Genomic DNA, 23,632 nt, shown 5'->3' on the forward strand with positions numbered 1-23,632 from the left:
ACCAACGGAATCCCAGGAGAGACGGCCATGGGCAACCCACTGACAGCAGTACCGATGAACGCTGCGCGCTGGAGCGCGCTGCACCCCTGGCGCGCGATCCTCGGCTGGATCGCGTTCGTCGCGTTCGCGGTCGGCCTCGCGGTCGCCATCCCCACGCACGAGGCCACCGACGCCGACTACCGGATCGGTGAGTCCGGCCGGGCGGACGCGATGGTCGCGCAGGCGCACCTCGAGCAGCCCGACACCGAGAACGTCCTGATCACCGCCACCTCGGGCCGCCTCGACGTACCGCAGGCGGAGGAGGCGGCCGCGGCCGTCGTCGCTGGCGCCAAGACCGCGGACGGCGTCGCCGACGTCGCGGAGCCGCAGTGGAACGAGGGTCGTACGGCGCTCCTCGTCCCGGTCGAGCTCGCCAGCGGCGCCGACGACGAGGCCGACGCGGACGCCGTGCAGGCGGTGACCGACGGCGTCCAGGAGGACTTCCCGGACCTCCAGGTGCGCCAGGCCGGTGACGTCAGCGTCGACGCGGCCATCAACGACCGGGTGGCCGAGGACCTCGGCTCGGCCGAGACGATCAGTCTGCCCGTGACCCTGATCCTGATGGCGCTCGCCTTCGGCGCGCTGATCGCGGCCGGCATCCCGGTCCTGCTCGCGGGCACCAGCGTCGCGGCGACGATCGGGCTGCTGGCACCGCTGTCGCACCTGGTGCCGTCGGAGCCGACGGTCTCCAGCATGATCGTGCTGATCGGCATGGCCGTCGGCGTCGACTACTCGCTCTTCTACCTCAAGCGCGAGCGCGAGGAGCGCGCCAAGGGACACTCGACCCTGGACGCCGTGGAGATCGCGGCCCGGACGTCGGGCCACTCGATCCTGGTGTCGGGCGGCGCGGTGATCGCGTCCATGGCCGGCCTGTTCGTCGTCGGCAACGCGACCTTCAACTCGCTGGCGGTCGGCTCGATCCTGGTCGTCGCCGTCGCGGTGCTCGGCTCCATCACGGTGCTCCCGGCGCTCCTGGTCAAGCTCGGCCGCTGGGTCGACCGGCCTCGCGTGCCGCTGCTGTGGCGGCTCAACCGGCGGATCGGCCGTGGCGGGATCAGCAGCCGCCTCCTGGCACCGGTGGTCCGGCACCCCGTGGTCGCGCTCGCCCTGTCCGGCGTCGTGGTCCTCGGCCTCGCCATCCCAGCGCTGGGCATGAAGACGCACTCCGGCACGCTCGACACGCTGCCCACGTCGATCCCGCAGGTGCAGACGATCAAGGACATCAGCAAGAGCTTCCCGGCCGACGAGGGTGCCTCGGCACGCGTCGTCGTGCGCTCCGACGGCGCCTCGACGCAGGAGGTCGAGGCGGCTCTCGAGGAGCTGACCACGCGAGCGGTCGCCACCGGCGACTTCGTCTCGTCGGGCCGCGGCGTCGAGACCTCGAAGGACGGCACGACGTCGCTCGTCGTGCTGGGCATGCCCTTCGACGAGACCGACCCCCGCGTCGACGACGCACTTCGTGAGCTGCGCGGCGACCTGGTGCCGGCGACCCTCGACGGACTGGGCGAGCACGCGGTCGGCGGCGGCGCCGCGGAGAGCCTCGACTTCGCCGAGCAGCAGGACGGCCGGCTTGTGCTGGTCATCGGGTTCGTGCTGCTGCTGACCATGACGATCATGGCGGTGACCTTCCGCAGCGGTCCGCTCGCGATCATCTCGACCGTCCTGAACCTCGCGTCGATCGGCGCGGCGTTCGGCGTGATGACGCTGGTCTTCCAGCACGGCTGGGGGAGCGGGTTCCTCGACTTCACCAGCCCCGGTTTCGTCATCGACTGGCTGCCGCTCTTCGTGCTGGTCGTCCTGGTCGGGCTCTCGATGGACTACCACGTCTTCGTGCTGAGCCGGATCCGCGAGCACATGGACACCGGACTGCCGACCCGGCTGGCGGTCGAGCGGGGCATCGCCGACACCGCCGGCGTCGTCACCAGCGCGGCGGCGGTGATGGTCTCGGTGTTCGCGATCTTCGCGACGCTGAGCATGCTCGAGATGAAGATGATGGGCGTCGGCCTGTCGGCCGCGATCCTGCTCGACGCCACGCTGGTCCGCCTGGTGATGCTGCCCGCGATCCTGGTGCTGCTCGGCGACAAGGTCTGGTGGCCCTGGAAGCCGCGCCGCCCGCAGGCCGTCGTGGTCCAGGAGCCGGAGCCGGCGTACGCCGTGACCCGCTGACCGGGTTTCGGGGCCGCTCCTTCCGGACACTCTCCGGGGGGAGCGGCCCGCTGCGGGCCGCGGACAGAGGGAGTGCAGACGCAATGGGTTACGGACTCGGCATCTTCTTGCTGGCGGTGGGGCTGATCCTCGCGCTCGCCGTCACCGACCAGCTCGCCAACGTCGACCTCACCATGGTCGGCTGGATCCTGTGCGCCGCCGGCGCGCTCGTCATCGTCCTCACGGCCGCCACGACCGCGTCGCGGCGCCGGTCGACGTCCGTCACGCAGTACTCCGATGGCAGTCGGGTCGTGCAGGAGCGCAACGACCCGCCGCCGTCCGTCTGAGGCGGCCGCTCTAGAGGTCCTGGACGACCCGAGGCCGTGCCTCGGGTCGCAGCCAGGTCAGCAGCCAGCGCATCTGGCGCGGGTTGCCGACCTGCGTGCAGCCGGCCGTGGGCGCCCACCGGTGCCCGGGCTTCGAGGTGTGGAAGAAGATCCCGCTGCCGCGCCCGGGCACCGGCCGCGGCCCGACGCCCGGCTGGAGCCGGACCCGGTTGAAGTCGACCACCCAGCCCGAGCGCATCGACGGCCGGTCGCCCGACGTGACGCCGGGGACCTCCAGCCAGGTGTTGTAGTTCGGCCCGGCGCTGGCCGAGACGATCGATGTCGGCCGACGCCGGCGCCACGGCATCTCGCCCGGGTTGCTCGAGGTGGTCGTGAAGGTGACCTTGATCCGGAAGACCCCTCCGGGGGAGCGGCCGTCGCCTTCCCGGCGCTTGCCCCACCCGTGGACGCCGATCGTGGAACGGAACTCGCGCACCTTCAGCCAGGTCCCGTCCTCCGAGCGCTCCCACGCCTGGGTGACCGTGCACCACACCTGGCGGCAGTACGTCCGGCTCGAGACCGTGCGCACGACCTGGCTGGTCCCGGCCGGCAGCCGGGACGCCCACGGGGGCTCCGCGGACCGTCCGGCGGGGGCGCTCGCCTGGGCGGGGAGCACCGCGCAGGTCGTGCCGACCAGGGCCAGGGTGACGAGGAGCTTTCCGAGACGTTGCAGCACGCTCCGATGGTCGCACGCCCGATTGGGCGCCCGCGCCGCCTGCGCGGTAAGGTTCTTCGGTTGCCTACCCAGGCAGCACTGCCGTCCAACGGCCGCGGAATGAGAGTGCCCCGGTGAACAGGCCCGGGCGCGCCGCGCAACGACTGGGCCCGTGAGGGCCGGAGAAGGAGCCCGCATGTCGATCGGTACCGACGCGGAGACCAAGAAGAAGATCGCCGCCGAGTACGCCACGTCCGAGGGTGACACCGGTTCGCCGGAGGTCCAGATCGCTCTGCTGAGCCACCGCATCAGCCACCTCACGGAGCACCTCAAGACCCACAAGCACGACCACCACAGCCGTCGTGGTCTGCTGCTGCTCGTCGGCCGTCGCCGTCGTCTGCTCAACTACCTGCAGAAGACCGAGATCGCGCGTTACCGCTCGATCGTCGAGCGCCTCGGCCTCCGTCGCTGATTTTCCCGGTCTCCGGGGCGGAGCGGCTGCCCCTCACGGGCAGCCGCTCCGTCGCATTTCGGCCCGACGCCGATAGGCTCGGGACGCAGCACAACTGAATCCGAGTATTACCCCCAGGAGCCGACCGCCTCGGCTGTCCCGGTCCTCGGTAGTGGCTTCCGCTGTAGCAGCGTGGGCCTCGATCGAAGACCGGCAGCAACGGCGGCTCCGTGAACAGAACAGGGAACGACCCTTGACTGAATCCACGTCCAACGAGCCCGTGATCTCTGCCGTCGAGACTGTCCTCGACAACGGCAAGTTCGGGCAGCGCACGGTGAAGTTCGAGACCGGGCTGCTCGCCCGGCAGGCCGCCGGTGCGGTGACCGCCTACCTCGACGACGACACCATGCTGCTGTCGGCCACCACGGCCGGCAAGCACCCCAAGGACCACTTCGACTTCTTCCCCCTGACGATCGACGTCGAGGAGCGGATGTACGCCGCGGGCAAGATCCCCGGCTCGTTCTTCCGCTCCGAGGGCCGGCCGGGCGAGGACGCGATCCTCACCTGCCGCCTGATCGACCGCCCGCTGCGCCCGACCTTCAAGAAGGGCCTGCGCAACGAGGTCCAGGTCGTCATCACCGTCATGGCGCTCGACCCCGACGTGCCCTACGACGTCCTCGCGATCAACGCCGCGTCGATCTCGACCCAGCTCTCCGGCCTGCCGTTCTCCGGCCCGGTCGGCGGCGTCCGCGTCGCCCTCATCGAGGGCCAGTGGGTCGCGTTCCCCACCCACAGCCAGCTCGAGGACGCCGTCTTCGACATGGTGGTCGCGGGTCGGGTCACCGAGACCGGCGACGTCGCGATCATGATGGTGGAGGCCGAGGCCACCGAGCAGACCTGGACCCTGGTCCAGGGCGGCGTGCAGGCTCCGACCGAGGCCGTCGTGGCCGGTGGTCTGGACGCCGCGAAGCCGTTCATCAAGCAGCTGTGCGAGGCCCAGCAGGAGCTCGCCAACGTCGCCGCGAAGCCCGTCCAGGACTTCCCGGTCTTCCTCGACTACGAGGACGACGTCTTCAACGCCGTCGAGGCCGCCGTCAAGGCCGACCTCAGCGCCGCGATGACGATCGGCGACAAGCAGGAGCGCGAGGCCAAGACCGACGAGCTGAAGGCGGCGCTGCTCGAGCAGCTGGCCGGCCAGTTCGAGGGTCGCGAGAAGGAGATCGGCGCGGCATTCCGCTCGGTCAACAAGCAGGTCGTGCGCGAGCGCGTGCTGCGCGACAAGGTGCGCATCGACGGTCGCGGCCTGGCCGACATCCGTCCGCTGCACGCCGAGGTCGGCGTCATCCCGCGGGTCCACGGCTCCGCGCTGTTCGAGCGTGGCGAGACCCAGATCCTGGGCGTCACCACCCTCGACATGCTCAAGATGGAGCAGCAGCTCGACACGCTGTCGCCGGAGAAGCACCGGCGCTACATGCACAAGTACATCTTCCCGCCGTTCTCCACCGGCGAGACCGGCCGCGTCGGCTCCCCGAAGCGTCGCGAGGTCGGCCACGGTGCGCTCGCGCGTCGCGCCCTCCTGCCCGTGCTGCCCGACCGCGAGGAGTTCCCCTACGCGATCCGTCAGCTCTCCGAGGCCATGGGCTCCAACGGCTCGACCTCGATGGGCTCGGTCTGCGCGTCCACCCTCGCGCTGCTCCAGGCGGGTGTGCCGCTCAAGGCGTCCGTCGCGGGCATCGCGATGGGCCTCATCTCCGGTGAGCTCGACGGCGAGACGCAGTACGTCGCGCTGACCGACATCCTCGGTGCCGAGGACGCGTTCGGCGACATGGACTTCAAGGTCGCCGGCACCCGTGAGTTCGTCACGGCGCTGCAGCTCGACACCAAGCTCGACGGCATTCCGGCCGAGGTCCTCGCTGCGGCGCTGAACCAGGCCAAGGACGCCCGGATGACGATCCTCGACGTGATGGCCGAGGCCATCGACGAGCCCGAGGAGATGTCGGTCCACGCCCCGCGGATCATCACGATCAAGGTCCCCGTGGACAAGATCGGCGAGGTCATCGGGCCGAAGGGCAAGGTCATCAACCAGATCCAGGACGACACCGGTGCGTCGATCTCGATCGAGGACGACGGCACGATCTACATCGGTGCCACCAACGGTGAGGCCGCCGACGCCGCCCGGTCCGCGATCAACGCCATCGCCAACCCGACGATGCCGGAGGTCGGCGAGCGCTACCTGGGCACGGTCGTGAAGACGACCAACTTCGGTGCGTTCGTCTCGCTGATGCCGGGCAAGGACGGGCTGCTGCACATCAGCAAGCTGCGCGACCTGGCCGGGGGCAAGCGGGTCGACGCCGTCGAGGACGTCGTCTCCGTGGGTCAGAAGATCCAGGTCCAGATCGCCGAGATCGACGACCGCGGCAAGCTGTCGCTGGTCCCGTTCATCGAGAAGGACGAGGCTGCCTCGGACAGCGCCGACGAAGGTGCGGAAGCCGCCGAGTGACCAAGGCTTCATCGTCGACCCGCTCGAAGTCCGCTTCGGGCGGGTCGACGCCTTCTCAGACTCGGGCCCAGACCACGACCACCCTCGTCACCGAGCGTGACGCGGCGGGTCAGGTGACGTCGCGCGTGCGTCGTACGACGCTGCGCAGCGGTCTGCGGATCATCACCGAGAAGCAGGCCGGCGTCCGCTCCGCCGCGATCGGCGTGTGGGTGGGGGTCGGCTCGCGCGACGAGTCGCCGGCACTGCACGGCTGCTCGCACTTCCTCGAGCACCTGCTCTTCAAGGGCACCCCGGAGCGGTCCGCGCTGGACATCTCCGTGGCCCTGGACGCGGTCGGCGGCGAGTTCAACGCCTTCACCGCGAAGGAGTACACCTGCTTCCACGCGCGCGTCCTCGACGAGGACCTGCCGCTCGCCGTCGACGTCCTCGGCGACATGATCACCAGCTCGACCCTGGCGTCCGAGGACGTCGAGGCCGAGCGGGACGTGATCCTCGACGAGATCGCGATGCACGACGACGACCCCGACGACGTCGTCCACAACCTCTTCGCGACCCAGGCCTGGGGCGACACCCCGCTCGGCCGCTCGATCGCCGGCACCGAGGCGTCGATCACCGCGCTGACGCGGGCCCAGGTCGACCGCTTCTACCGCCGCCACTACCGACCGGCGAACATCGTCGTCGCCGCGGCCGGCAACGTCGACCACGACGCCCTGGTGCGCCAGGTCCGCAAGGCGTTCGGGCGCAACGGCTGGCTGGACGTCGAGGAGACCCCGGTGCCCCCGCGCCACGGTGGCCGCAAGCGGGTCCGGTCCGGCCAGATCGAGGCGACGCGCCCCTTCGAGCAGGTCAACCTGGTGCTCGGCATGGAGGGCCTGGCGCGCGACGACGATCGCCGGTTCGCGCTGGGGGTCCTCAACACCGCCCTGGGTGGGGGTACGTCGAGCCGGCTCTTCCAGGAGGTGCGCGAGCACCGCGGTCTGGCCTACTCCGTCTTCTCGTTCTCGTCCCACCACGCCGACTCCGGTCTCGTGGGAGTCTCCGTCGGCTGTCTGCCCAACCGCCTCGACGACGTGCTCGGCGTGGTGCGCGAGGAGCTGGCCAAGGTCGTGCAGGACGGCATCACCGACGAGGAGCTGGCCCGCGGCAAGGGCCAGCTGCGCGGCGGACTGGTGCTCGGGCTCGAGGACTCGGCGTCGCGGATGTCGCGCATCGGCAAGGCCGAGCTCGTCCACGACGAGCTGCTCGGCATCGACGAGGTGATGCGCCGCATCGACGCCGTCACCGTCGAGCAGGTGCGCGATGTGGCTCGCGAGGTGTTCGGCCGACCCGAGATCCTGGCGGTCGTGGGGCCGGCCTAGTGTCCTGAGCTGCTCGCCGGTCCCTCGGCCTCGGCCGTGATCGCGCGCGCCTGTCGGAGCGCGACGTCGAGGTCGGCGCGCATCTTCTCGAACTGCAGCGGCGTGATGTCGGCACCGCGGACCGGCCCGGTCGGCACCTCGGTCTCCGGCCCCTTGCGGGCGACCGCCGCTCGCACCTTGGCGCCGAGGGTGATCGCGTTCGTGCGCAGCTCGCCGAGTCGGCCTTCGTTCATCACACCGAAGTAGGCGTGGTTCTTCAAGGTGATCGGGTCCTTGCCACCGCCCTTGCCCTTCTGGTCGAGGTGGTGCTCCGCCAGCGTCTGGAGCGCGACCACGTCGGCACTGGCCAGCAGCTCGGTCAGGTCGGCGGTCGCCATCAGGTCGTCGGCGGCACCCGTGGCCAGGTGCGGAAGCGCGTCGACCATGCGGTGCGCGTACTTGCCCATCTTGAACGCGGCGTACCAGTGGTCGGGCGTGCCGTGGTCGGCCTTGCCGTAGTGCTCGAAGTCCTTGAGCACGTCGCCGAGGTTGTCGTTGAATGCGGCGTACCACTGGGGCTTGGGGATGTCGGCCTGGACCTTCTTGCCCCGCTTCTCGGTGAGCGCCTTCGGGACCTGCATGCCGAGGACCGCGTGGACGGTCGCGCCGCCGGAGCCGTAGACCTCGTTCGCGTACAGCTGAGCCATCGACAGCTCACCGTCCAGCCGGGAGATCAGCGTCTGCAGCCGCTGGGCGGCGCCCTCGGGTGGCTTCGGACCCTTGAGGGAGTCCCGCGCGGTCTCGATCTGGAGCCGGATCTCCTTCACCTGCAGGAGCTTGTCCTCGTAGAGTCGGTTGGCCGCCCGCATCCGCAACGCGCCCTCCTCGAAGTGCTCCTCCTCGTGCTTGCCCCACGACGACTTGCCGCCGAGGCGTACGTCGAGCTTCTTGCACAGGTGCTCCATCATCGACAGGAGCCGGTACTCGAAACCCTTGGCCCGGCGTCGTGCGGTCGCCAGCCGATCGCGCTGGTCGGCCTCCTTCTTGCCGCTCAGTCCCTTCACCGACTCCAGGACGTAGGCGTCCCAGTCGGCGTCGGCGGGCATGTAGCGCGCCACGTGGACCAGTGCCCAGATGTCCTGCTCCCGGTCGCGGCCGGCGGCCTTGTCGTCGTCCAGCTTCTCGGCGTTCTCGGCCTTGGGGATGATGGTCGCGCCCTCGTTGGCGTCGTCGAAGCCGTGGATGAAGTCCATCGCGTAGACGTTGAGGTCGAAGACCGTGCCGGGGTCGTAGGTCACGCCGACGAGCTTGCGGAAGGTCTCGTTGTAGGCGCGCACAGCGAGCTCGGAGTTCTTGCCGCCCGTCGACACGTCGACGTCGGATGTGACGGTGTCGGCACCGACGGAACCCTTGTAGACGACCTGCTCGGCGGGCTTGATGCCCTTCTGGTCGGTCAGGCCCTCTGCCAGCTTCTGGTTGCCCTTCAGCTTGGCGGCGCGGGTGGCCATCTCCGCGCGGACGGCGTTCTGCGCCTCCGGGATCACTCGCTTGTGGACCTCGCCGCGGAGCACGGTCAGGGCAGTCATCAGCTGCAGCGACATCTCATGGCTGAACCGGGGCTTGAGCCCCTGCGGCCACTTGTCGAACACCAGGCACGACTTGGCCTTGAACCAGTCCGCCTCGAAAGCCGTCTTGAGGACGGTCATCAGCTTGCCGTCGGGGGACGTGTGGCCACACAAGAAGCGTATGTTCCAGTCGCTGCACGCCAGCAGCTCCTCGATGGACTGCGGATTGACCTGCATCTGCTGCACCGAGAGCAGCGGCGGCTCGCCGTCGGGCAGGCCAGTGGTCGCCGGGTCGCGGGCCACCACCGGGAGGGGGACAGGGGCCCGCGGTGCATCGCTCGGGCCGGCGCTCGAGGTCGGCGTGGACGCGGGCGTGGCCTGCTCGGCGACGGGACCGACCTTCTCCGGTGCGGCGCTCGTCATGACCGGTAGAGCTCCGCCATCGCGAGGCCGTAGCCGGAGACCAGCTCCTCCATCGGGGCACCCGCGCACGCCTGGGCGATGAGCGGGCTGAAGCGGGTGACGGCGTGGAAGATCATCGACAGCGGCCAGAGGACCACCTCGGTCACCAGCGGCTGGACCGAGACGGCCTGGAGGTAGCGGAACACCACGGCAGACACCGACTCGCCGAGCTCGAAACCCGTCAGCGGGAGGCCCGAGTTGACCATGTGGAGGAAGCGGGCCGTGGTCTCGACGGCGCCGGGCTGCACGTCGTACTCGAGCGCGACGATGTACTGCAGGACTGCGGGCAGGTCGTGCTCCGGGAGGAAGCACAGGTTGATGACGGCGATCTCGCCGCTGTCGGCGACCAGGGGGATCACCAGCTGTGCGGGGGCGAGTCCCTCGGCGGCCACGAGCCGGTTGTCGATCTCGCCCGAGGCGAGCTCCTCGCCGAGGAGGCCGAGGAGCTCGTACGCCGGGTCCTCCGAGGGATCGAGCGGTGCGGGTCCCACCGGCTACATCGACTCCATCTTGGAGAGCTTCTTCTCGATCAGCTCCTGGCCCATCGGGGAGACGGCCTCCTCGCGGCTGACGTTGATCGAGCTGAGCAGCATGTAGGCGTCGAAGAGCTCCTTCTCGGACTCGTGCTCCCAGTTCGCCGGTGCGTCGGTGCCCTTCTGGGTGGCGGTCTCGAGGAAGTTCCACACGCGCTGGTTGCCGTGGTCGTCGGCCCACAGCATCCGGTCGCGCATCTCGGAGGCGATCACTGCCGTGGAGGAGGCGAGACGCGCGACCTCGTTGGCGGTCTCGATCGCCTGGTTGCGGTTGTGGTGCTCGTCCTCGCTCTTGTCCCCGGTGCGCTTCTTGTCGGAGCGCTTGTTGGACTGAGCCGTCTTCTCGGCGATCTTGGCCCGGGATGCTCCGGCCGTCGTCGTGCCTCCCTCGCCGACGACCGCGGTCGCGTCCTCGCCGGCCTGGATCTTCTCGGCGATCCGGGTGCGGTTCTTGGCGTCCGAGATCTTGGCCGCGATCTTGCCGACGGCGTAGACGCCGCCCGCGATCGCCGCGGCGATGCCGATGCCCCAGCCGATCGGGTTGCTGACGATGAGCAGGGCGCCGGCGGCGATGCCGAGCACGCCGAGCGCCGTCTTGAGGACGCCGACGCCCAGCTTGAACTTCTCCGCGCTGAGCACCGCGGGCTTCCAGGAGCTCTTGCCGCGCTCGCTGTACATCTCCTTGGAGCGGCCCCAGGTCAGGCGGCAGAGCTTCTGGATCGCCTTGCCGCTGCGCCACAGCCCCTGCGCCGTCTGGAGGGAGCCGACCGCGACACCGAGCCCGCCCGCGGCGACGCCGAGGCCGACGTTGCCGGCGCCGGCCGCCATCGACTTCGCGACGTTGGCGCTGCCCGCGCTCGCCAGGTAGCCCATCTCGACGCCGCCCTTGGCGATGCTGGCGGCGCCGGTCACGGCCTGCATGCCCTGGTTCTTGCCCTTGCGGCCGGCGAGGTTCCACATGCCCTCGTCGTGGTAGTCGACCGCCTCTGCCGCCATGTTGTCCGCGTTGTTGAGGCCCATCATCGCGTCTGCGGTGGTGAGGACGCCCGCAGCGCCGCCGGTCAGCCCACCCAGCATCGGGGTGGCGGCCGAGCCGAACTGGCCGGCCGCTCCGGCGCCGGTCATGACGCCGGCGACCACGCCACCCTTGCCGCCCTCCACCTTCGTCGAGGGCAGCGCGCCGCCCTTGCCCTTGAAACCGGGGGGCGGTGGGGGCGGCGGGGCGAGCGGCTTCGGCTTCGGCGGCGCGGCCGCCTCGGGCGCGGCGCCCTGCTCGGGCTTCTTCTTGCTCGAGCCGAAGAGACGGGAGAAGAACCCGTCGCGCCGGATCGTCTGTGCGGTGTTCACGCTGCGGACGATCGCTGCGTGCGCCCTCGGCGAGACGCCGGGCGCGACCGTGCGGTTCGCAGCGCTCTCCGGCTGGAGGGTGTGCGCGAGCTCGTGGGCCAGCACCCGGTCGCCGCCGGGCGTGCCAGGGGCGTACTGCTTGCTGCCGAAGAAGATGTCCTTGCCGGTCGTGAACGCGCTCGCGGAGACCGCGCTGTTGAGCTTCGCGGAGTGGGCGTCGTCGTGGATGCGCACGGACGAGAAGCTGGTGTTGAACGCCGTCTCCATGCGCCGGCGTACGTCGGCGTCGAGGGCGCGACCGGAGCCACGGCGGGACTCGATCGCGTCCGAGGTCCCGGCGTCCAGGGCGCCGCCCTCGTAGCCCACGACGGGTGCGCCGCTCGGCGGCGCCGGGCTGCGACGTACGTCGCCCCGCGAAACGGTGGAGTGGTCGCAGCCGGGACCGTGCGTGTGGGTGTCGTTGCCCTCGAGCCGGCGCAGCCGGGCCAGCGCGGTGTCGGCCATGGCGTCGGCGTCGGACTCGGCGCGGTCCTCGGCGTGGCCCACCATGAGCGGGATCGGCGCGATCGCGGCACCCATGGGCTCGACCGGTGCCGGCTGTGGAGCAGCCTGCTCCGCCTCCGGGGTCGCGTGCGTGGGACCGGTCACCGTCGCATTCTCCTCCTGCGGGTGCCCGCCGTCTGCCGAACGCGGCCGAGCAGGGCTATTTGCCCACTGGTCAAGACCGGTTCGGCAACCCCGCCGGAGGTCGTCGGCCGAGCTTCAGGTGCTCCCGGTGCACGGCGTCGGTGACGTGGCGCATGCCGAGCGGCACGCCCTCGGCGACCGCGGCGTACACGGAGGTGAGGACCATGTTGCGGATGTCGCCGCCGGCGAGCTCGACCGCGCCGGCGAGCCGTTCGACGTCGACCGGGTCGGCGGGGTCGGTCTCGAGCCCCTCCAGGTGGTGGCGCCACAGGCGCTGCCGGGTCGGCTCGTCCGGCTCGGGGAAGGCGACCATGAAGTGCAGCCGGCGGGCGAACGCTGGGTCGATGTTGCCGCGCAGGTTGCTGGCCAGCACGGTGATGCCGTCGAACTGCTCCATCCGCTGGAGCAGGTAGGCGATCTCCTGGTTGGCGTAGCGGTCCTTGGCGTCCTTGACCTCGGAGCGGGAGCCGAAGAGGGCGTCCGCCTCGTCGAAGAACAGCACGGCGTTGGTCGCCTCGGCCTCGACGAAGACGCGCTCCAGGTTCTTCTCGGTCTCCCCGATGTACTTGTCCACGATCGAGGAGAGGTCGACCTGGTAGAGGTCCATGCCGAGGGAGTCGGCGACGACGTGCGCGGCCAGCGTCTTGCCGGTGCCCGGGGGACCGGAGAAGAGGGCGCAGATGCCGATCCCCTTGCCGCCCTTGCCGTGCAGCGGGCCCATCGCGGTGACCTCGTCGCGGTAGCGCGCCCAGTCCAGCAGCCGCTGGACCTCGCTGAGCGCCGCGGCCGGCAGCACCAGGTCGTCGAGGGTGACCGAGGAGCCGGCGTTCGCGCGCACGCTGCGGCCCCGGCTCAGCTCGCGGGCGGAGTGGCGCACCCGCTCGGCGGAGACGCCGTCCTCGCCGTGCAGCGCGGCCGTGGTGGTCGCGTGCCGGCTCACGATCGAGATCTGCTCGGGCGACAGCGGCATGCCACTGACCTCGCGGCTGGCCGCCGCGTCGCCCAGCACGGGCTCCCACAGCGACTGGCGCTCCGCGACCGAGAGCCGGGGTGCGTGCACGGTCAGCGGCAGGTCGGCCGGCCACAACGGGTCCCACGGCTCGGCACTGACGGCGATGACCGGGACGGCCGAGCGTGTGTAGATGTCGGCGCGGGCGCGCTCGGCGCCGACGAGCACGACGACGCTGCCGGCGAGCCCGCCCTCGAGCAGGATCTCCAGCACCGCCTGGTCGACGGGTGTGGCCGGGTCGAGGCGGGCCAGGTCGGCCACCAGGTGCGCCACCCCGAGCCGCCGGCACGCCGCGGTCGCCAGGGCCGCGCCGGCGCCGGCCCCGGGTGCGTGCACCCAGACCAGCCGCTGCCCCGAGCCGAGGGCGGTCGCGACCAGGTCGGTGCCCTCGACGTCGACGGGTACGGCGTCGAGCAGGAGCGTCAGCAGCCGTCGTGGCGGCAGCTCGTCGCCGGAGAGCTGGGCGGCGACCCGGTCGGCCAGCACCACCCGGCGGCTGAGCAGGACGTCGGTGCCCGAGGTGTCGACCAGCCCGTAGTGCACCAGCGGCGAGCGCGGTCCGAGGTGGGCGCGGGCGGCGCGGGCGTCGGCGGGCAGCCCGGCGACCTCCAGGGCGATCGCCACGCTCGGTCGGGCCGGGCCGGCGTCACCGGACAGCAGGCCCAGCAGCAGGTGGCCGCTGACGCTCTGGTCGGCCAGGGCCGCGACCTCGAGGATCGCCGTGTCGGTCGGGGAGAGCCCGAACTGGTGGGCGATGGTGCCGAGGGTCGCCTCGAGGTCGACGTCGGGCGTCTCCGGCGCGACCGCGGCCAGCGCCGCCTCCGCGGTGGCCGCCGACGTCCAGCCCGCGTCGGCGCGCCGTGCCACGGCGTTGGCCAGCCGGACCGAGAGCGTCTCCACGTCCGTCAGGATTCCACGCTCCCCGGGTCAGCGCAGCAGAAGTACGACGCCGGCGCACCCGCACGCCCAGAGCACGCTCGTGAACGTGCCGATGATGAAGCGCTCGGCCGCGCCGGTGGGGGCGCCGCCGGTCTCGGCTGCCCGGAGCTCCGGATAGCGGCCCAGGCCCTTGAGGGCGAGCACCAGCGCCAGCCCCTCGGGCCAGCCGGCGACCAGCGTCGCGAAGATCGTCACCCGCTCGAGCGCCCCGATCCAGGTGCCGCCGCGGAGCACCTGCCCGGCCCGCCGCAGCGAGTCCGCCGGCGGCTCGCGCCGGTCGACCAGGTCGAAGACGAGGGCCGTCAGCGGCCCGCCTCCGGCGACCGCGAGCGCCCCGGCCAGTGCCACGAGCGCCGTCGTCGCACCGCTGCCCTCGACGGCGACCGGGTCGGGCACGGCCGCCACCAGGGCCGCGGCGACCAGCAGCACCAGCGTCGCCGGTGCCCAGATCCGGCGGCCGGACGCCGTCCAGGCCGGCAGGCTCGTGAGCACCCCGAAGCCCAGCAGCACGAGCGTCAGGGCGCCCCAGTTCTCAGGCGTCATGGCTCTCAGGAGTCATCGGCGACCCCTCCTTTCCCGATCAGGTGGTGCGTGAGCCCGGCGACCAGCTCGTGGGCGCGGCGGCCCTCGACGATGCCGGCAGCCTGGGCCCGTTGGCTCACGGCCGACTGGCTGATCCCGAGCCGCTCGCCCACCTCGGCGTACGACAGGCCCTCGGCGACCAGGTCGGCCACCTCCCAGCCGCGGCTGCTGCGGCGGGCGAGCACGGCCGCCCAGAGCCAGATCGTGGTCTCGAGCGCGCGGGCGGCGGGGTCGTCCCCGACCACCCGGGTGTGCCAGGGGCTGGTCTTGGCGGCGGTCACCGCGCTCCGCGCGTGGAGGTACGCCGGGCCGCGCCCTGCGCGGGTGTGGTCGGGGAGCGGCTCCTCGACCACTCCGACCCCGACGCCGATGTTCCAGCCGTCGGCGCGCAGCAGCCGCTCGACCGTGTCGGCGACCGCGGTGCCGTCGTCCAGGACGCCCTGGAGCTCGTCGCCCACGGTGCGCTCGAAGCCGAGCCGGGCGGGCACGGCGGCGAGCCCGGCGAGCATCTCGGGGATCCGGTCCGGGCTGGTCCGGCTCCCGCGCTGGTCCACGGTCAGGACCACGACGGGGGTGGTCATGCCTCGAGGTTAGTTCAGGGGAAAACCTTATGCAAGATAGATGAAGGCTATTTCCTTATCGACGGCCGATGATGCCGACGACCGGCGGCGCCTTCTGGTCCACGACCGAGACCCGGAAGCCGCCCTCCTGGAGCGCGGAGGACGCCTTGCGCACGATGTTGGGCACCAGCTCGGGCCGGTTGGCGTCGAAGAAGAGGTAGACGGCACCGCCCGGCAGCACCCGCTCGTGCAGCAGCGCGACCTCGTCGGCGCAGGAGCGGATCCAGAAGAGGTTGACGTTGAACGCGAAGACCTTGTGCAGCCGCTTCACGGGGACCCGGAGTGTCGCGAGGTCGATCTGGCGCACGGTCAGCCGGCCGGTCTCGACGAAGCGGGCACCGCGGCGCTTGGTGCGGTCGACGCCGGACTCCGAGCGGTCGATCGCGAAGACCTTGCCGGTCTCGAGCTTCTCGCAGATCGCCTCCGCGCCGAACCCGGGGCCACAGCCGATCTCCAGGACGTGGTCCGCCGGCTGGACGTCCATCAGGTCCACCGCCCACCGGATCCGTGGGGGGATCGTCTGTACCGCCATGCCCACAGACTGCCAGACCGTCGGCGCCGAGTCAGGCACCGCCGAGCCGGAAGGCAGCTGCCGGTAGGTTGGCGCGCGTGATCAAGGTGGGAGTGCTCGGCGCACGCGGACGGGTCGGCACCGAGGTGTGCCGCGGGGTCGAGGAGGCCGACGGCCTCGAGCTGGTCGCCGCGATCGACGCGGGCGACGACATCGACGGGCTGGTGAGTGCGGGCGCCGAGGCGGTCGTCGACTTCACGCACCCCGACGTGGTGATGGACAACCTCGAGTTCTGCATCGACCACGGCATCCACGCCGTGGTGGGGACGACCGGGTTCGACGACGCCCGTCTCGACACGCTGCGCGGCTGGTTGGCCGATGCCCCGTCGACCGGCGTCCTGATCGCCCCCAACTTCTCGATCGGCGCGATCCTGATGATGCGCTTCGCGGTGGCGGCCGCGCCCTACTACGAGTCCGTCGAGGTCGTCGAGCTGCACCACCCGACCAAGGCCGACGCGCCCTCCGGCACGGCACGTCGTACGGCGGAGCTGATCGCCGCCGCGCGCCGCGAGGCCGGCCTCGGCCCGGTCCCGGACGCCACCAGCACGGGCCTCGACGGCGCCCGCGGCGCCGACGTCGACGGCATCCGGGTCCACGGCCTGCGGATCCGCGGCCTGGTCGCCCACCAGGAGGTGCTGCTCGGCGGTCCGGGGGAGACCCTGACCATCCGGCACGACTCGCTGGACCGGGCCTCCTTCGTCCCGGGCGTGCTCACCGGCCTGCGCGCCATCGCCGACCACCCGGGCCTGACGGTCGGGCTCGAGCACTTCTTGGAAATCGACTGAGCTTGGACATCGACTGAGGTTCAGGTTCCTGCATTGCAGGAACCTGCGCGTACCCCCGCGTTCCACCTCTCGTTGAGAGCGACGAGGCTGCGGTCCACGCAGCCCTCCTCAACGACGAGAAGGACCTCTCATGCGCACGATCTCGGGACTGGCCGCCACCGCGGCCCTGGCCGTCGTGGCCGTCGGCACCCAGGCCGTCGGAGCCGCTGCCGGCGCCGCACCTGCCTCGCTGGAGACCGAGTCGACGACCTATCGGGTCGTCGACGTGATCACCGATGCCGACGGCACCACCCACACGCGCATGGTGCGCAGCTACGAGGGGCTGCCGGTCATCGGCGGTGACCGCGTCGTGCACCGCGGCCCCGCCGGCGCCGCCCGGGGCGTGAGCCAGACCCTCGAGACCCCGCTGAGCCTCGCCACCACCCCGCTCGTCGCCGCCACGTCCGCCGCGACCAATGCCCTTGCCAAGGCGCCCGCCACCCGCGACATCACGGGCGCGAAGGAGGAGTCCTCGCGGCTCGTCGTCGACGCCACCTCCGGCACCGGCCGACTCGCCTGGGAGGTCGTCTCCGGCGGCACCCAGGACGACGGGACGCCCAGCCGGCTCGCCACGTACGTCGACGCCCGCACCGGCAAGGTGCTGTGGCGCGAGCAGCAGATCGAGACCGTCGACGGCTCCGGCCAGTCGCTCTACTCCGGGACCGTGCCGCTCCAGCTGACGCAGTCGGGCTCGACGTACCAGCTCAAGGACCCGACCCGCGGCAACACCTACACGACCGACCTGAACAACAAGGAGGACTCGCTCGTCTGCCAGATCTTCGGATCGGGCTGCAAGGCGGGCACGCTCTTCACGAGCCCCGACACGTCCTTCGGCAACGGCGCGACCAGCAGCCGTGAGTCGGCCGCCGTCGACGCGCAGTACGGCACGAACATGACCTGGGACTTCTACAAGACCACCTACGGTCGCAACGGGATCTTCGGCGACGGCAGCGGCTCCTACAACCGGGTCCACTACGGCAACGGCTACGTCAACGCCTTCTGGGACGGCACCAAGATGACGTACGGCGACGGCGACGGCACCAGCTACGGCCCGCTCGTCTCGCTCGACGTCGCCGGTCACGAGATGTCGCACGGCGTCACCGAGCACTCCGCCAACCTGACGTACGACGGGGAGTCCGGCGGCCTCAACGAGGCGACCTCCGACATCTTCGGCACCATGGTCGAGTTCTTCGCGGCCAACCCGAACGACGTCGGCGACTACCTGATCGGCGAGGAGTTCGACCTGGCCAACCACGCCGGCTTCCGCCGGATGGACAACCCGGCCGCCGACGGCGACTCGCTCAACTGCTGGTCCTCGAACGCCGGCAACGTCGACGTCCACTACTCCTCGGGCATCGGCAACCACTTCTTCTACCTGCTGGCCGAGGGGTCGGGCGCGAAGACCATCAACGGGGTCTCCTACAACAGCCCGACCTGCAACGGCTCCACCGTCAGCGGCATCGGTCGCGACGACGCGGCCAAGATCTGGTACCGCGCCCTGACGGTCTACATGACCTCCAGCACCGACTACCACGGTGCTCGGACGGCGAGCCTGAACGCTGCTCGTGACCTGTTCACCCAGGGCAGCGTTCAGTACAACGCGGTCGCCACGGCCTGGAGCGCTGTCGGCGTGAGCTGACCCTCTGGGAGACCGCGAGCGGGCCCGCACCGACCACGTCGGTGCGGGCCCTGCTGTACCTAGGGCTCGACCTGGATTTCGACGCGCCCGTCGCGGCTTCGCGAGCTCAGCCGCGGGGCTTGCTCAATCTCCCCGTCGCCACGCCGTGCCCGACTTCGTCGGTCAGGGCTCGACCTGGATTTCGACGCGCCCGTCGCGGCTTCGCGGGCTCAGCCGCGGGGCTTGCTCAATCTCCCCGTCGCCACGCCGTGCCCGACTTCGTCGGTCACGGCTCGACGGTGACCTTGATCGCCTCGCCCTTCTTGACGATGTCGAAGGCCGACAGCACGTCGTCGAGCGGCACGTGGCGGGTGATCAGGTCCTTGACCGGGACCTGGCCGGTGGAGATGTACTCCAGCGCCCGCTTGTTGTGCTCCGGGGCCGAGCCGTTGGCGCCATGGATGTGCAGCTGGCGGTAGTGCACCAGGTTGGAGTCGCACTTGATGAAGGGGTCGTTCTTCGGCAGCCCGCCGAAGAACGAGATCCGGCCGTTGCGCGCGGCCATCGAGATCGCCTGCTCCTGGGTGACGTTCGCGGCGGTCGCCGTGATCACGACGTCCGCACCCCGGCCGCCCGTCAGCTCCATGACCCGCTCGACGACGTCGACCTCGGCGCCGTTGATGGTCTCGTCCGGCTTCACGGCGTCGGCCGACATCGCGAGGCGCTCGGCGTTGACGTCGACGAGGTAGATGGCGCCTGCCTGGTGGACACCGCGGGCGATCCGGATGTGCATGCACCCGATCGGGCCGGCGCCGAAGACGACGACGGTGTCGCCGGCCTCGATGCCGAGCAGCTCCTGGGCGTTGATCGCGCACGCGAAGGGCTCGGCGGCCGACGCCTCGTCGTACCCGACGTTGTCGGGGATCCGGTTGAGGCCGTCGACCTTGAGCACCTGCTTCGGGACGATCATGTACTCGGCGAAGCCGCCGTCGTACTGGTAGCCGACCGAGGTCTGGTTCTGGCAGACCGCCATCCAGCCCTTGCGGCACTCGTGGCACTCACCGCAGGGGACCGCGGCGATGACCTGCGCACGGTCGCCGACCGCCCACTCGACACCGAACTGGGCGCCGTACGTCGCGTTGACGTCGGCGCCGACCTCGACGACCTCGCCGGCGATCTCGTGACCGATGGTGCGCGGCGGGGTGAGGTTCTGGTGGCCGTTGTGGAAGATCTTCACGTCGGTGCCGCAGGTCGAGCAGTTGCGCACCCGCAGCTTGACCTCGTCGGGCCCGCACACGGGCTCGGGCACCTCCTCGAGGCGGACGTCCTCGGGTGCGTAGAAGCGCAGGGCCTTCATCGGTCTCTCCTCCAGGGGGCTCGGTTCGACGCTCGACTGTAGCGTATTTGTGTGGAGATAGGCCCGGTCGTGTTGGTTTGAACCCTTGACTCGGGCAATTCCGGCGGCATATAAACACATTCAAAGATTCCGGTGATCGGCGTCACAGCGCGTCGGTCCGGTCGAGAGAAGGTGCGATGACCACCACGGCAGCTCCGGAGACCCCCGCCCGCCAGCGGGTGAGCGCGCGGGTCCACGTCCAACGCGTGGGGACGTTCCTGTCGAACATGATCATGCCCAACATCGGCGCGATCATCGCGTGGGGCCTGATCACGGCGTTCTTCATCCCCGACGGGTGGATCCCCAACGAGAAGATCGCGACGATGGTCGGGCCGACCATCTACTACCTGTTGCCGATCCTGATCGCCTACACCGGCGGCAAGCTCGTCTACGAGACCCGCGGCGGCGTCGTCGGCGCGATGTCCGTGATGGGCGTGATCATGGCGACCAGCGACCCGATCTTCCTCGGGGACGGGGGCACCGGCTCGCCGATGTTCCTCGGCGCGATGATCATGGGCCCGCTCACTGCCTGGGGGATGAAGCGCCTCGACGCGCTGTGGAGCCACCGGATCAAGCCGGGCTTCGAGATGCTCGTCAACAACTTCTCCGCCGGCATCTTCGCCGGCCTGATGGCGATCGCGAGCATGTTCCTGCTGGCCCCGGTGCTCCGCAAGGTCATCGAGTGGCTCGGTGACGCGGTCAACTTCCTGGTCGACCACGACCTGCTGCCCTTCACCTCGGTCTTCATCGAGCCGGCGAAGGTGCTCTTCCTCAACAACGCCATCAACCACGGCGTGCTGACGCCGCTCGGCATCCAGGAGGCCGCGGACAAGGGCCAGTCGGTGCTCTTCCTCCTCGAGGCGAACCCCGGCCCGGGCCTCGGCCTGCTGATGGCCTACACCGTCTTCGGCCGCGGCATCGCCAAGGCGTCGGCCCCCGGTGCGGCCGTCATCCAGTTCTTCGGCGGCATCCACGAGGTCTACTTCCCGTACGTCCTCATGAAGCCGAAGATGATCCTCGCGACGATCGCGGGCGGCATGACCGGTGTCTTCCTGCTGACGCTCTTCGACGTCGGCCTGCGCGCCCCGGCCGCCCCCGGGTCGATCATCGCGGTCTACGCCCAGACCCCGGGCGGCGACTTCGCCGGGATCACGGTCGGCGTCTTCGGCGCCGCGCTGGTGTCGTTCCTCGTCGGCGCGCTGCTGCTCAAGACCGACAAGTCCACCGACGACGGTGACCTGGTCGGGGCGACCGGCGCGATGGAGTCGATGAAGGGCAAGAGCTCGGTCGCCTCCGCGATCCTCACCTCCAACGCCGTCGGCGCCGGTCGGGTCCGCTCGATCGTCTTCGCCTGCGACGCCGGCATGGGCTCCTCCGCGATGGGCGCCTCGGTGCTGCGCAAGAAGGTCCACGACGCCGGCTTCACCGACGTCACGGTGGTCAACCAGGCGATCTCGAACCTGCGCGACGACCACGACATCGTCGTGACCCACGAGGACCTCACCGAAAGGGCCCGGCAGCAGACGCCGTCGGCGGTGCACGTGTCGGTGGAGAACTTCATGGCCAGCCCGCGCTACGACGAGGTCGTCGAGCTGGTCCGGGCCCGCAACGCGATCGCCGGTACGGCGCCCGCGGCCGCGGACGAGCCGGAGCCGGACTCGGCTGGCGGCCTGCTGGCCGAGGAGTCGATCGTCCTCGACGGCGGCACGGCCACCCGCGACGACGCGATCACCCGGGCCGGCGAGCTGCTGGTCGCCGCCGGGGCCGTCGACGCGGCGTACGTCGCGGCGATGCACGAGCGGGAGGGGTCGGTGTCCACGGCGATGGGCAACCTGCTCGCCATCCCGCACGGCACGAACGAGGCCAAGGCCGGCGTGCAGCGCACGGCGCTGTCCTTCGTCCGCTACCCGGACGGCATCGACTGGAACGGTCGGGAGGTCAAGTACGTCGTGGCGGTCGCCGCCCTCGGCAACGAGCACCTCAAGCTGATGGCCCGCCTGGCGCAGGTCTTCACCGACCCCGACCAGGTGCGCCGCCTCGACACGGCCAACTCGCCCCTCGACGTGCTCGAGGTGCTCGGGGAGGTCCAGCCCGTCTGAGCTAGAGCAGACGGACCAGCGCCGCGGCCAGCGCGGCGCCGAACACCACCACGAGGAAGGGCGCGCGCAGCAGGAGCAGCACGACGGCGACTCCGAGGCCGAGGGCACGAGCATCGATCACGAGCTCGTGCCCTCGGCTGAACACCTGCACGGCGATCAGCGCCGCGAGCAGGGCGACGGGGATGTAGTCGGCGACGCGCTCGACCAGCGGCCGCTCCAGCACCCGCGGCGGGACGGACAGCCCGGCCAGCTTGAGCAGGTAGCACCCGACGCCCGTGATCGCCACGGCCACCCAGATCATCTGAGGACCCCCGCGAGCAGGGCCACGGCGGCCGCCGCGAGGACGGGTACGCCGGCGGGCACGACCGGCACGGTCCCGAGCGCGACCGCGGCGGCGACGACGGCGACCAGCTGGTTGCGCCGGTTGCGGAGCCGCGGCCAGAGCAGGGCCAGGAACGCGGCGCCGACGGCGGCGTCCAGGCCGTAGGTGCGCGGGTCTCCGATCGCGTTGCCGGCGACCGCGCCGGCGAGGGTCGCGAGGTTCCAGAGCACGAAGACCGAGACGCCGGTGGTGAGGAAGCCGAGGCGCGCAGCCGGGGTCGTCTCGCGGGTCACCGACATCGCGGTCGACTCGTCGATGAGCACCTGGGCCGCCGCCGCCCGCCGCCAGCCGCGCCAGTCGAGCAGGGGAGCGAGGCGCAGGCCGTAGAGGGTGTTGCGGGTGCCGAGCAGCATGGCGGTCAGGGCGCCGGAGATCGGGGCGCCGCCGGCCGCGACCACGCCGACCAGGGCGAACTGGCTGGCCCCGGTGAAGACCAGGAACGACAGCGCGCAGGTCTGCGCGACCGAGAGGCCGGCCGCGACGGAGACGGCGCCGAAGCCCACGCCGTACGCCCCGGTGGCGATGCCGACGCCGAGGCTGTCGCGGATGATCGCGGAGCGCTCGCGCGGGTCGAGCGGGGCGTCGGTCACCCCGGAGAGGCTAGTGGGTCAGTGTCGCCGGACCCGGACCGGCCGCGGCCGGTGCTGGAAGTCGTGGAGCAGCACGTAGTTCAGGAGCAGGCCAGCCAGCAGGCCCCAGCCCAGGCCCGCGCCGACCAGCGTCGGCGTGCCGGTCGCGTGGACCAGCCAGATGCCGGACAGGACCCCGACGACGAGGGCGGTGACGACGACGAGCGTGCGGTGCAGCCGTGGCAACGGACCGAACATGACCTGTCCCCGATCTGGAATGGATATCCATCCTGACCCTTGGTGCCCAGAAATCAAGAGGTTCAGCCTGTGAGTGCGGTGTGCAACCGGACCTGCTTGAGCAGGGTGCTTCCCGAGCCGTCGAGGTCGAGCTCGCGGTGGGCCCCGTCGGCCGCCCACCCGGCCTCGGTGAGGAACGCGCGCAGGCCGTCGTCGCCGGCCGTCGACCAGAGCACGGCGCGCTCGAAGCGGTCGGCGACGAGGGTGTCGGCAGCCGCTTGGAGCAGCCGGGAGCCGTGACCCTTGCCGCGCTCTGCCGGGTCGATCGTGACCTCGGACAGCTCGGCGTCGACGATGGGGTCGCAGTCGGGGTCGCTGGCCGGCGAGGTGATGGCGAAGCCGACGACGCGGTTGCGCTCGAGCGCCACGAGCACGCGGTTGCGGGCGTCGCCGGGCCGGGAGAGCGATGCGTGCCAGGCGCCGGCCGCGGCCTCGACGTCGGTGGGGAGCGCGTCGGCCGGCACGACGCCGGCGTACATCTCGCGCCAGCTGCGCAGCTGGAGCTCCGCGATCGCGGGGGCGTCGTCGGACCAGGCGATGCGGACCGACACGTCACTCATGCCCGCCATCCTGTCAGCACCTCGCGCTGTTACACGGCATCGCTCGACATGCGCGGATC

Annotated in this window: 21 protein-coding genes; 8 read left to right on the plus strand and 13 right to left on the minus strand. The window is 71.0% G+C overall.

Features of this window, described 5'->3' with window-relative positions; all coding sequences use genetic code 11:
- Nucleotides 1-54: 54 nt before the first annotated feature.
- Both ACFPYL_RS10300 and ACFPYL_RS10305 read left to right on the plus strand, forming a co-directional pair.
- Nucleotides 55-2,205 carry an MMPL family transporter gene (locus ACFPYL_RS10300; RefSeq protein WP_379153544.1) on the plus strand — a complete coding sequence of 717 codons (2,151 nt, stop codon included), beginning with the start codon at nt 55-57 and terminating at the stop codon, nt 2,203-2,205.
- Nucleotides 2,206-2,288: 83 nt separating this feature from the next.
- Entirely contained in the window at nt 2,289-2,531 is a 243-nt protein-coding gene (locus ACFPYL_RS10305; protein ID WP_379153546.1) for a DUF6458 family protein, read from the plus strand.
- Between the two features lie 10 nt (nt 2,532-2,541).
- On the opposite strand, the gene ACFPYL_RS10310 is transcribed toward ACFPYL_RS10305, so the two are convergent.
- Nucleotides 2,542-3,246, minus strand: coding sequence for a L,D-transpeptidase family protein (locus ACFPYL_RS10310; protein WP_379153548.1), 705 nt, complete (start codon nt 3,244-3,246; stop codon nt 2,542-2,544).
- Between the two features lie 175 nt (nt 3,247-3,421).
- Between ACFPYL_RS10310 and rpsO the strand changes: the two genes are divergently transcribed.
- The 3 genes from rpsO (at nt 3,422) to ACFPYL_RS10325 (ending at nt 7,534) form a co-directional block, all read left to right on the plus strand.
- A complete protein-coding gene (rpsO, locus tag ACFPYL_RS10315; RefSeq protein WP_056149027.1) occupies nt 3,422-3,697 on the plus strand; it encodes a 30S ribosomal protein S15 in 276 nt (91 codons plus the stop codon).
- 232 nt (nt 3,698-3,929) lie between these two features.
- A complete protein-coding gene (locus ACFPYL_RS10320) occupies nt 3,930-6,176 on the plus strand; it encodes a polyribonucleotide nucleotidyltransferase (RefSeq protein ID WP_379153550.1) in 2,247 nt (748 codons plus the stop codon).
- Between the two features lie 113 nt (nt 6,177-6,289).
- A complete protein-coding gene (locus ACFPYL_RS10325) occupies nt 6,290-7,534 on the plus strand; it encodes a M16 family metallopeptidase (RefSeq protein WP_379153552.1) in 1,245 nt (414 codons plus the stop codon).
- Here ACFPYL_RS10325 and ACFPYL_RS10330 read toward each other — a convergent pair.
- The 7 genes from ACFPYL_RS10330 to ACFPYL_RS10360 form a co-directional block, all read right to left on the minus strand.
- Nucleotides 7,531-9,501 (minus strand): hypothetical protein, encoded by a 1,971-nt coding sequence (locus ACFPYL_RS10330; RefSeq protein WP_379153554.1) that lies wholly within the window; start codon nt 9,499-9,501, stop codon nt 7,531-7,533. The two genes, ACFPYL_RS10325 and ACFPYL_RS10330, sit on opposite strands and share 4 nt — an antisense overlap.
- Nucleotides 9,498-10,031 (minus strand): hypothetical protein, encoded by a 534-nt coding sequence (locus tag ACFPYL_RS10335; protein WP_379153556.1) that lies wholly within the window; start codon nt 10,029-10,031, stop codon nt 9,498-9,500. The genes ACFPYL_RS10330 and ACFPYL_RS10335 overlap by 4 nt, the downstream gene beginning before the upstream one ends.
- Before the next feature lie 3 nt (nt 10,032-10,034).
- Nucleotides 10,035-12,068, minus strand: coding sequence for an eCIS core domain-containing protein (locus ACFPYL_RS10340; protein WP_379153558.1), 2,034 nt, complete (start codon nt 12,066-12,068; stop codon nt 10,035-10,037).
- Between the two features lie 70 nt (nt 12,069-12,138).
- Complete coding sequence (locus ACFPYL_RS10345) at nt 12,139-14,016, minus strand: ATP-binding protein (protein ID WP_379153560.1); 1,878 nt, start codon at nt 14,014-14,016, stop codon at nt 12,139-12,141.
- 27 nt (nt 14,017-14,043) lie between these two features.
- Complete coding sequence (locus ACFPYL_RS10350; protein WP_379153562.1) at nt 14,044-14,598, minus strand: hypothetical protein; 555 nt, start codon at nt 14,596-14,598, stop codon at nt 14,044-14,046.
- 5 nt (nt 14,599-14,603) lie between these two features.
- Complete coding sequence (locus ACFPYL_RS10355; RefSeq protein ID WP_379153564.1) at nt 14,604-15,218, minus strand: sigma factor-like helix-turn-helix DNA-binding protein; 615 nt, start codon at nt 15,216-15,218, stop codon at nt 14,604-14,606.
- A gap of 55 nt (nt 15,219-15,273) precedes the next feature.
- Nucleotides 15,274-15,789 (minus strand): class I SAM-dependent methyltransferase, encoded by a 516-nt coding sequence (locus ACFPYL_RS10360; RefSeq protein WP_379153566.1) that lies wholly within the window; start codon nt 15,787-15,789, stop codon nt 15,274-15,276.
- Nucleotides 15,790-15,866: 77 nt separating this feature from the next.
- Between ACFPYL_RS10360 and dapB the strand changes: the two genes are divergently transcribed.
- Nucleotides 15,867-16,613 carry a 4-hydroxy-tetrahydrodipicolinate reductase gene (dapB, locus tag ACFPYL_RS10365; RefSeq protein ID WP_379153568.1) on the plus strand — a complete coding sequence of 249 codons (747 nt, stop codon included), beginning with the start codon at nt 15,867-15,869 and terminating at the stop codon, nt 16,611-16,613.
- Nucleotides 16,614-16,743: 130 nt separating this feature from the next.
- On the plus strand, nt 16,744-18,291 hold the full coding sequence (locus tag ACFPYL_RS10370; RefSeq protein ID WP_379153570.1) for a M4 family metallopeptidase: 1,548 nt from the start codon (nt 16,744-16,746) through the stop codon (nt 18,289-18,291).
- Between the two features lie 265 nt (nt 18,292-18,556).
- Here the strand turns inward: ACFPYL_RS10370 and ACFPYL_RS10375 are convergent, their stop codons facing one another.
- The gene (locus tag ACFPYL_RS10375; protein WP_379153572.1) at nt 18,557-19,627 is read right to left on the minus strand and encodes a zinc-dependent dehydrogenase; all 1,071 of its coding nucleotides are present in this window, start codon (nt 19,625-19,627) and stop codon (nt 18,557-18,559) included.
- Between the two features lie 176 nt (nt 19,628-19,803).
- On the opposite strand from ACFPYL_RS10375, the gene ACFPYL_RS10380 reads away from it, so the two are divergent.
- Complete coding sequence (locus tag ACFPYL_RS10380) at nt 19,804-21,765, plus strand: PTS mannitol transporter subunit IICBA (RefSeq protein ID WP_379153574.1); 1,962 nt, start codon at nt 19,804-19,806, stop codon at nt 21,763-21,765.
- Between the two features lies 1 nt (nt 21,766).
- Here the strand turns inward: ACFPYL_RS10380 and ACFPYL_RS10385 are convergent, their stop codons facing one another.
- From ACFPYL_RS10385 to ACFPYL_RS10400, 4 genes are all read right to left on the minus strand, one after another.
- Entirely contained in the window at nt 21,767-22,066 is a 300-nt protein-coding gene (locus tag ACFPYL_RS10385) for an AzlD domain-containing protein (protein ID WP_379153575.1), read from the minus strand.
- Nucleotides 22,063-22,737: an AzlC family ABC transporter permease gene (locus ACFPYL_RS10390; protein ID WP_379153577.1), complete on the minus strand. Its 675-nt coding sequence runs from the start codon at nt 22,735-22,737 to the stop codon at nt 22,063-22,065. Before ACFPYL_RS10390 ends, ACFPYL_RS10385 begins: the two co-directional genes overlap by 4 nt.
- Nucleotides 22,738-22,755: 18 nt before the next feature.
- Nucleotides 22,756-22,974: a hypothetical protein gene (locus tag ACFPYL_RS10395; RefSeq protein ID WP_379153579.1), complete on the minus strand. Its 219-nt coding sequence runs from the start codon at nt 22,972-22,974 to the stop codon at nt 22,756-22,758.
- A gap of 62 nt (nt 22,975-23,036) precedes the next feature.
- Nucleotides 23,037-23,573 carry a GNAT family N-acetyltransferase gene (locus ACFPYL_RS10400; RefSeq protein WP_379153581.1) on the minus strand — a complete coding sequence of 179 codons (537 nt, stop codon included), beginning with the start codon at nt 23,571-23,573 and terminating at the stop codon, nt 23,037-23,039.
- Nucleotides 23,574-23,632 lie beyond the last annotated feature (59 nt).

The sequence above is a fragment of the Nocardioides hankookensis genome, from assembly GCF_042658885.1.
Taxonomy (GTDB): Bacteria; Actinomycetota; Actinomycetes; order Propionibacteriales; family Nocardioidaceae; genus Nocardioides; species Nocardioides hankookensis.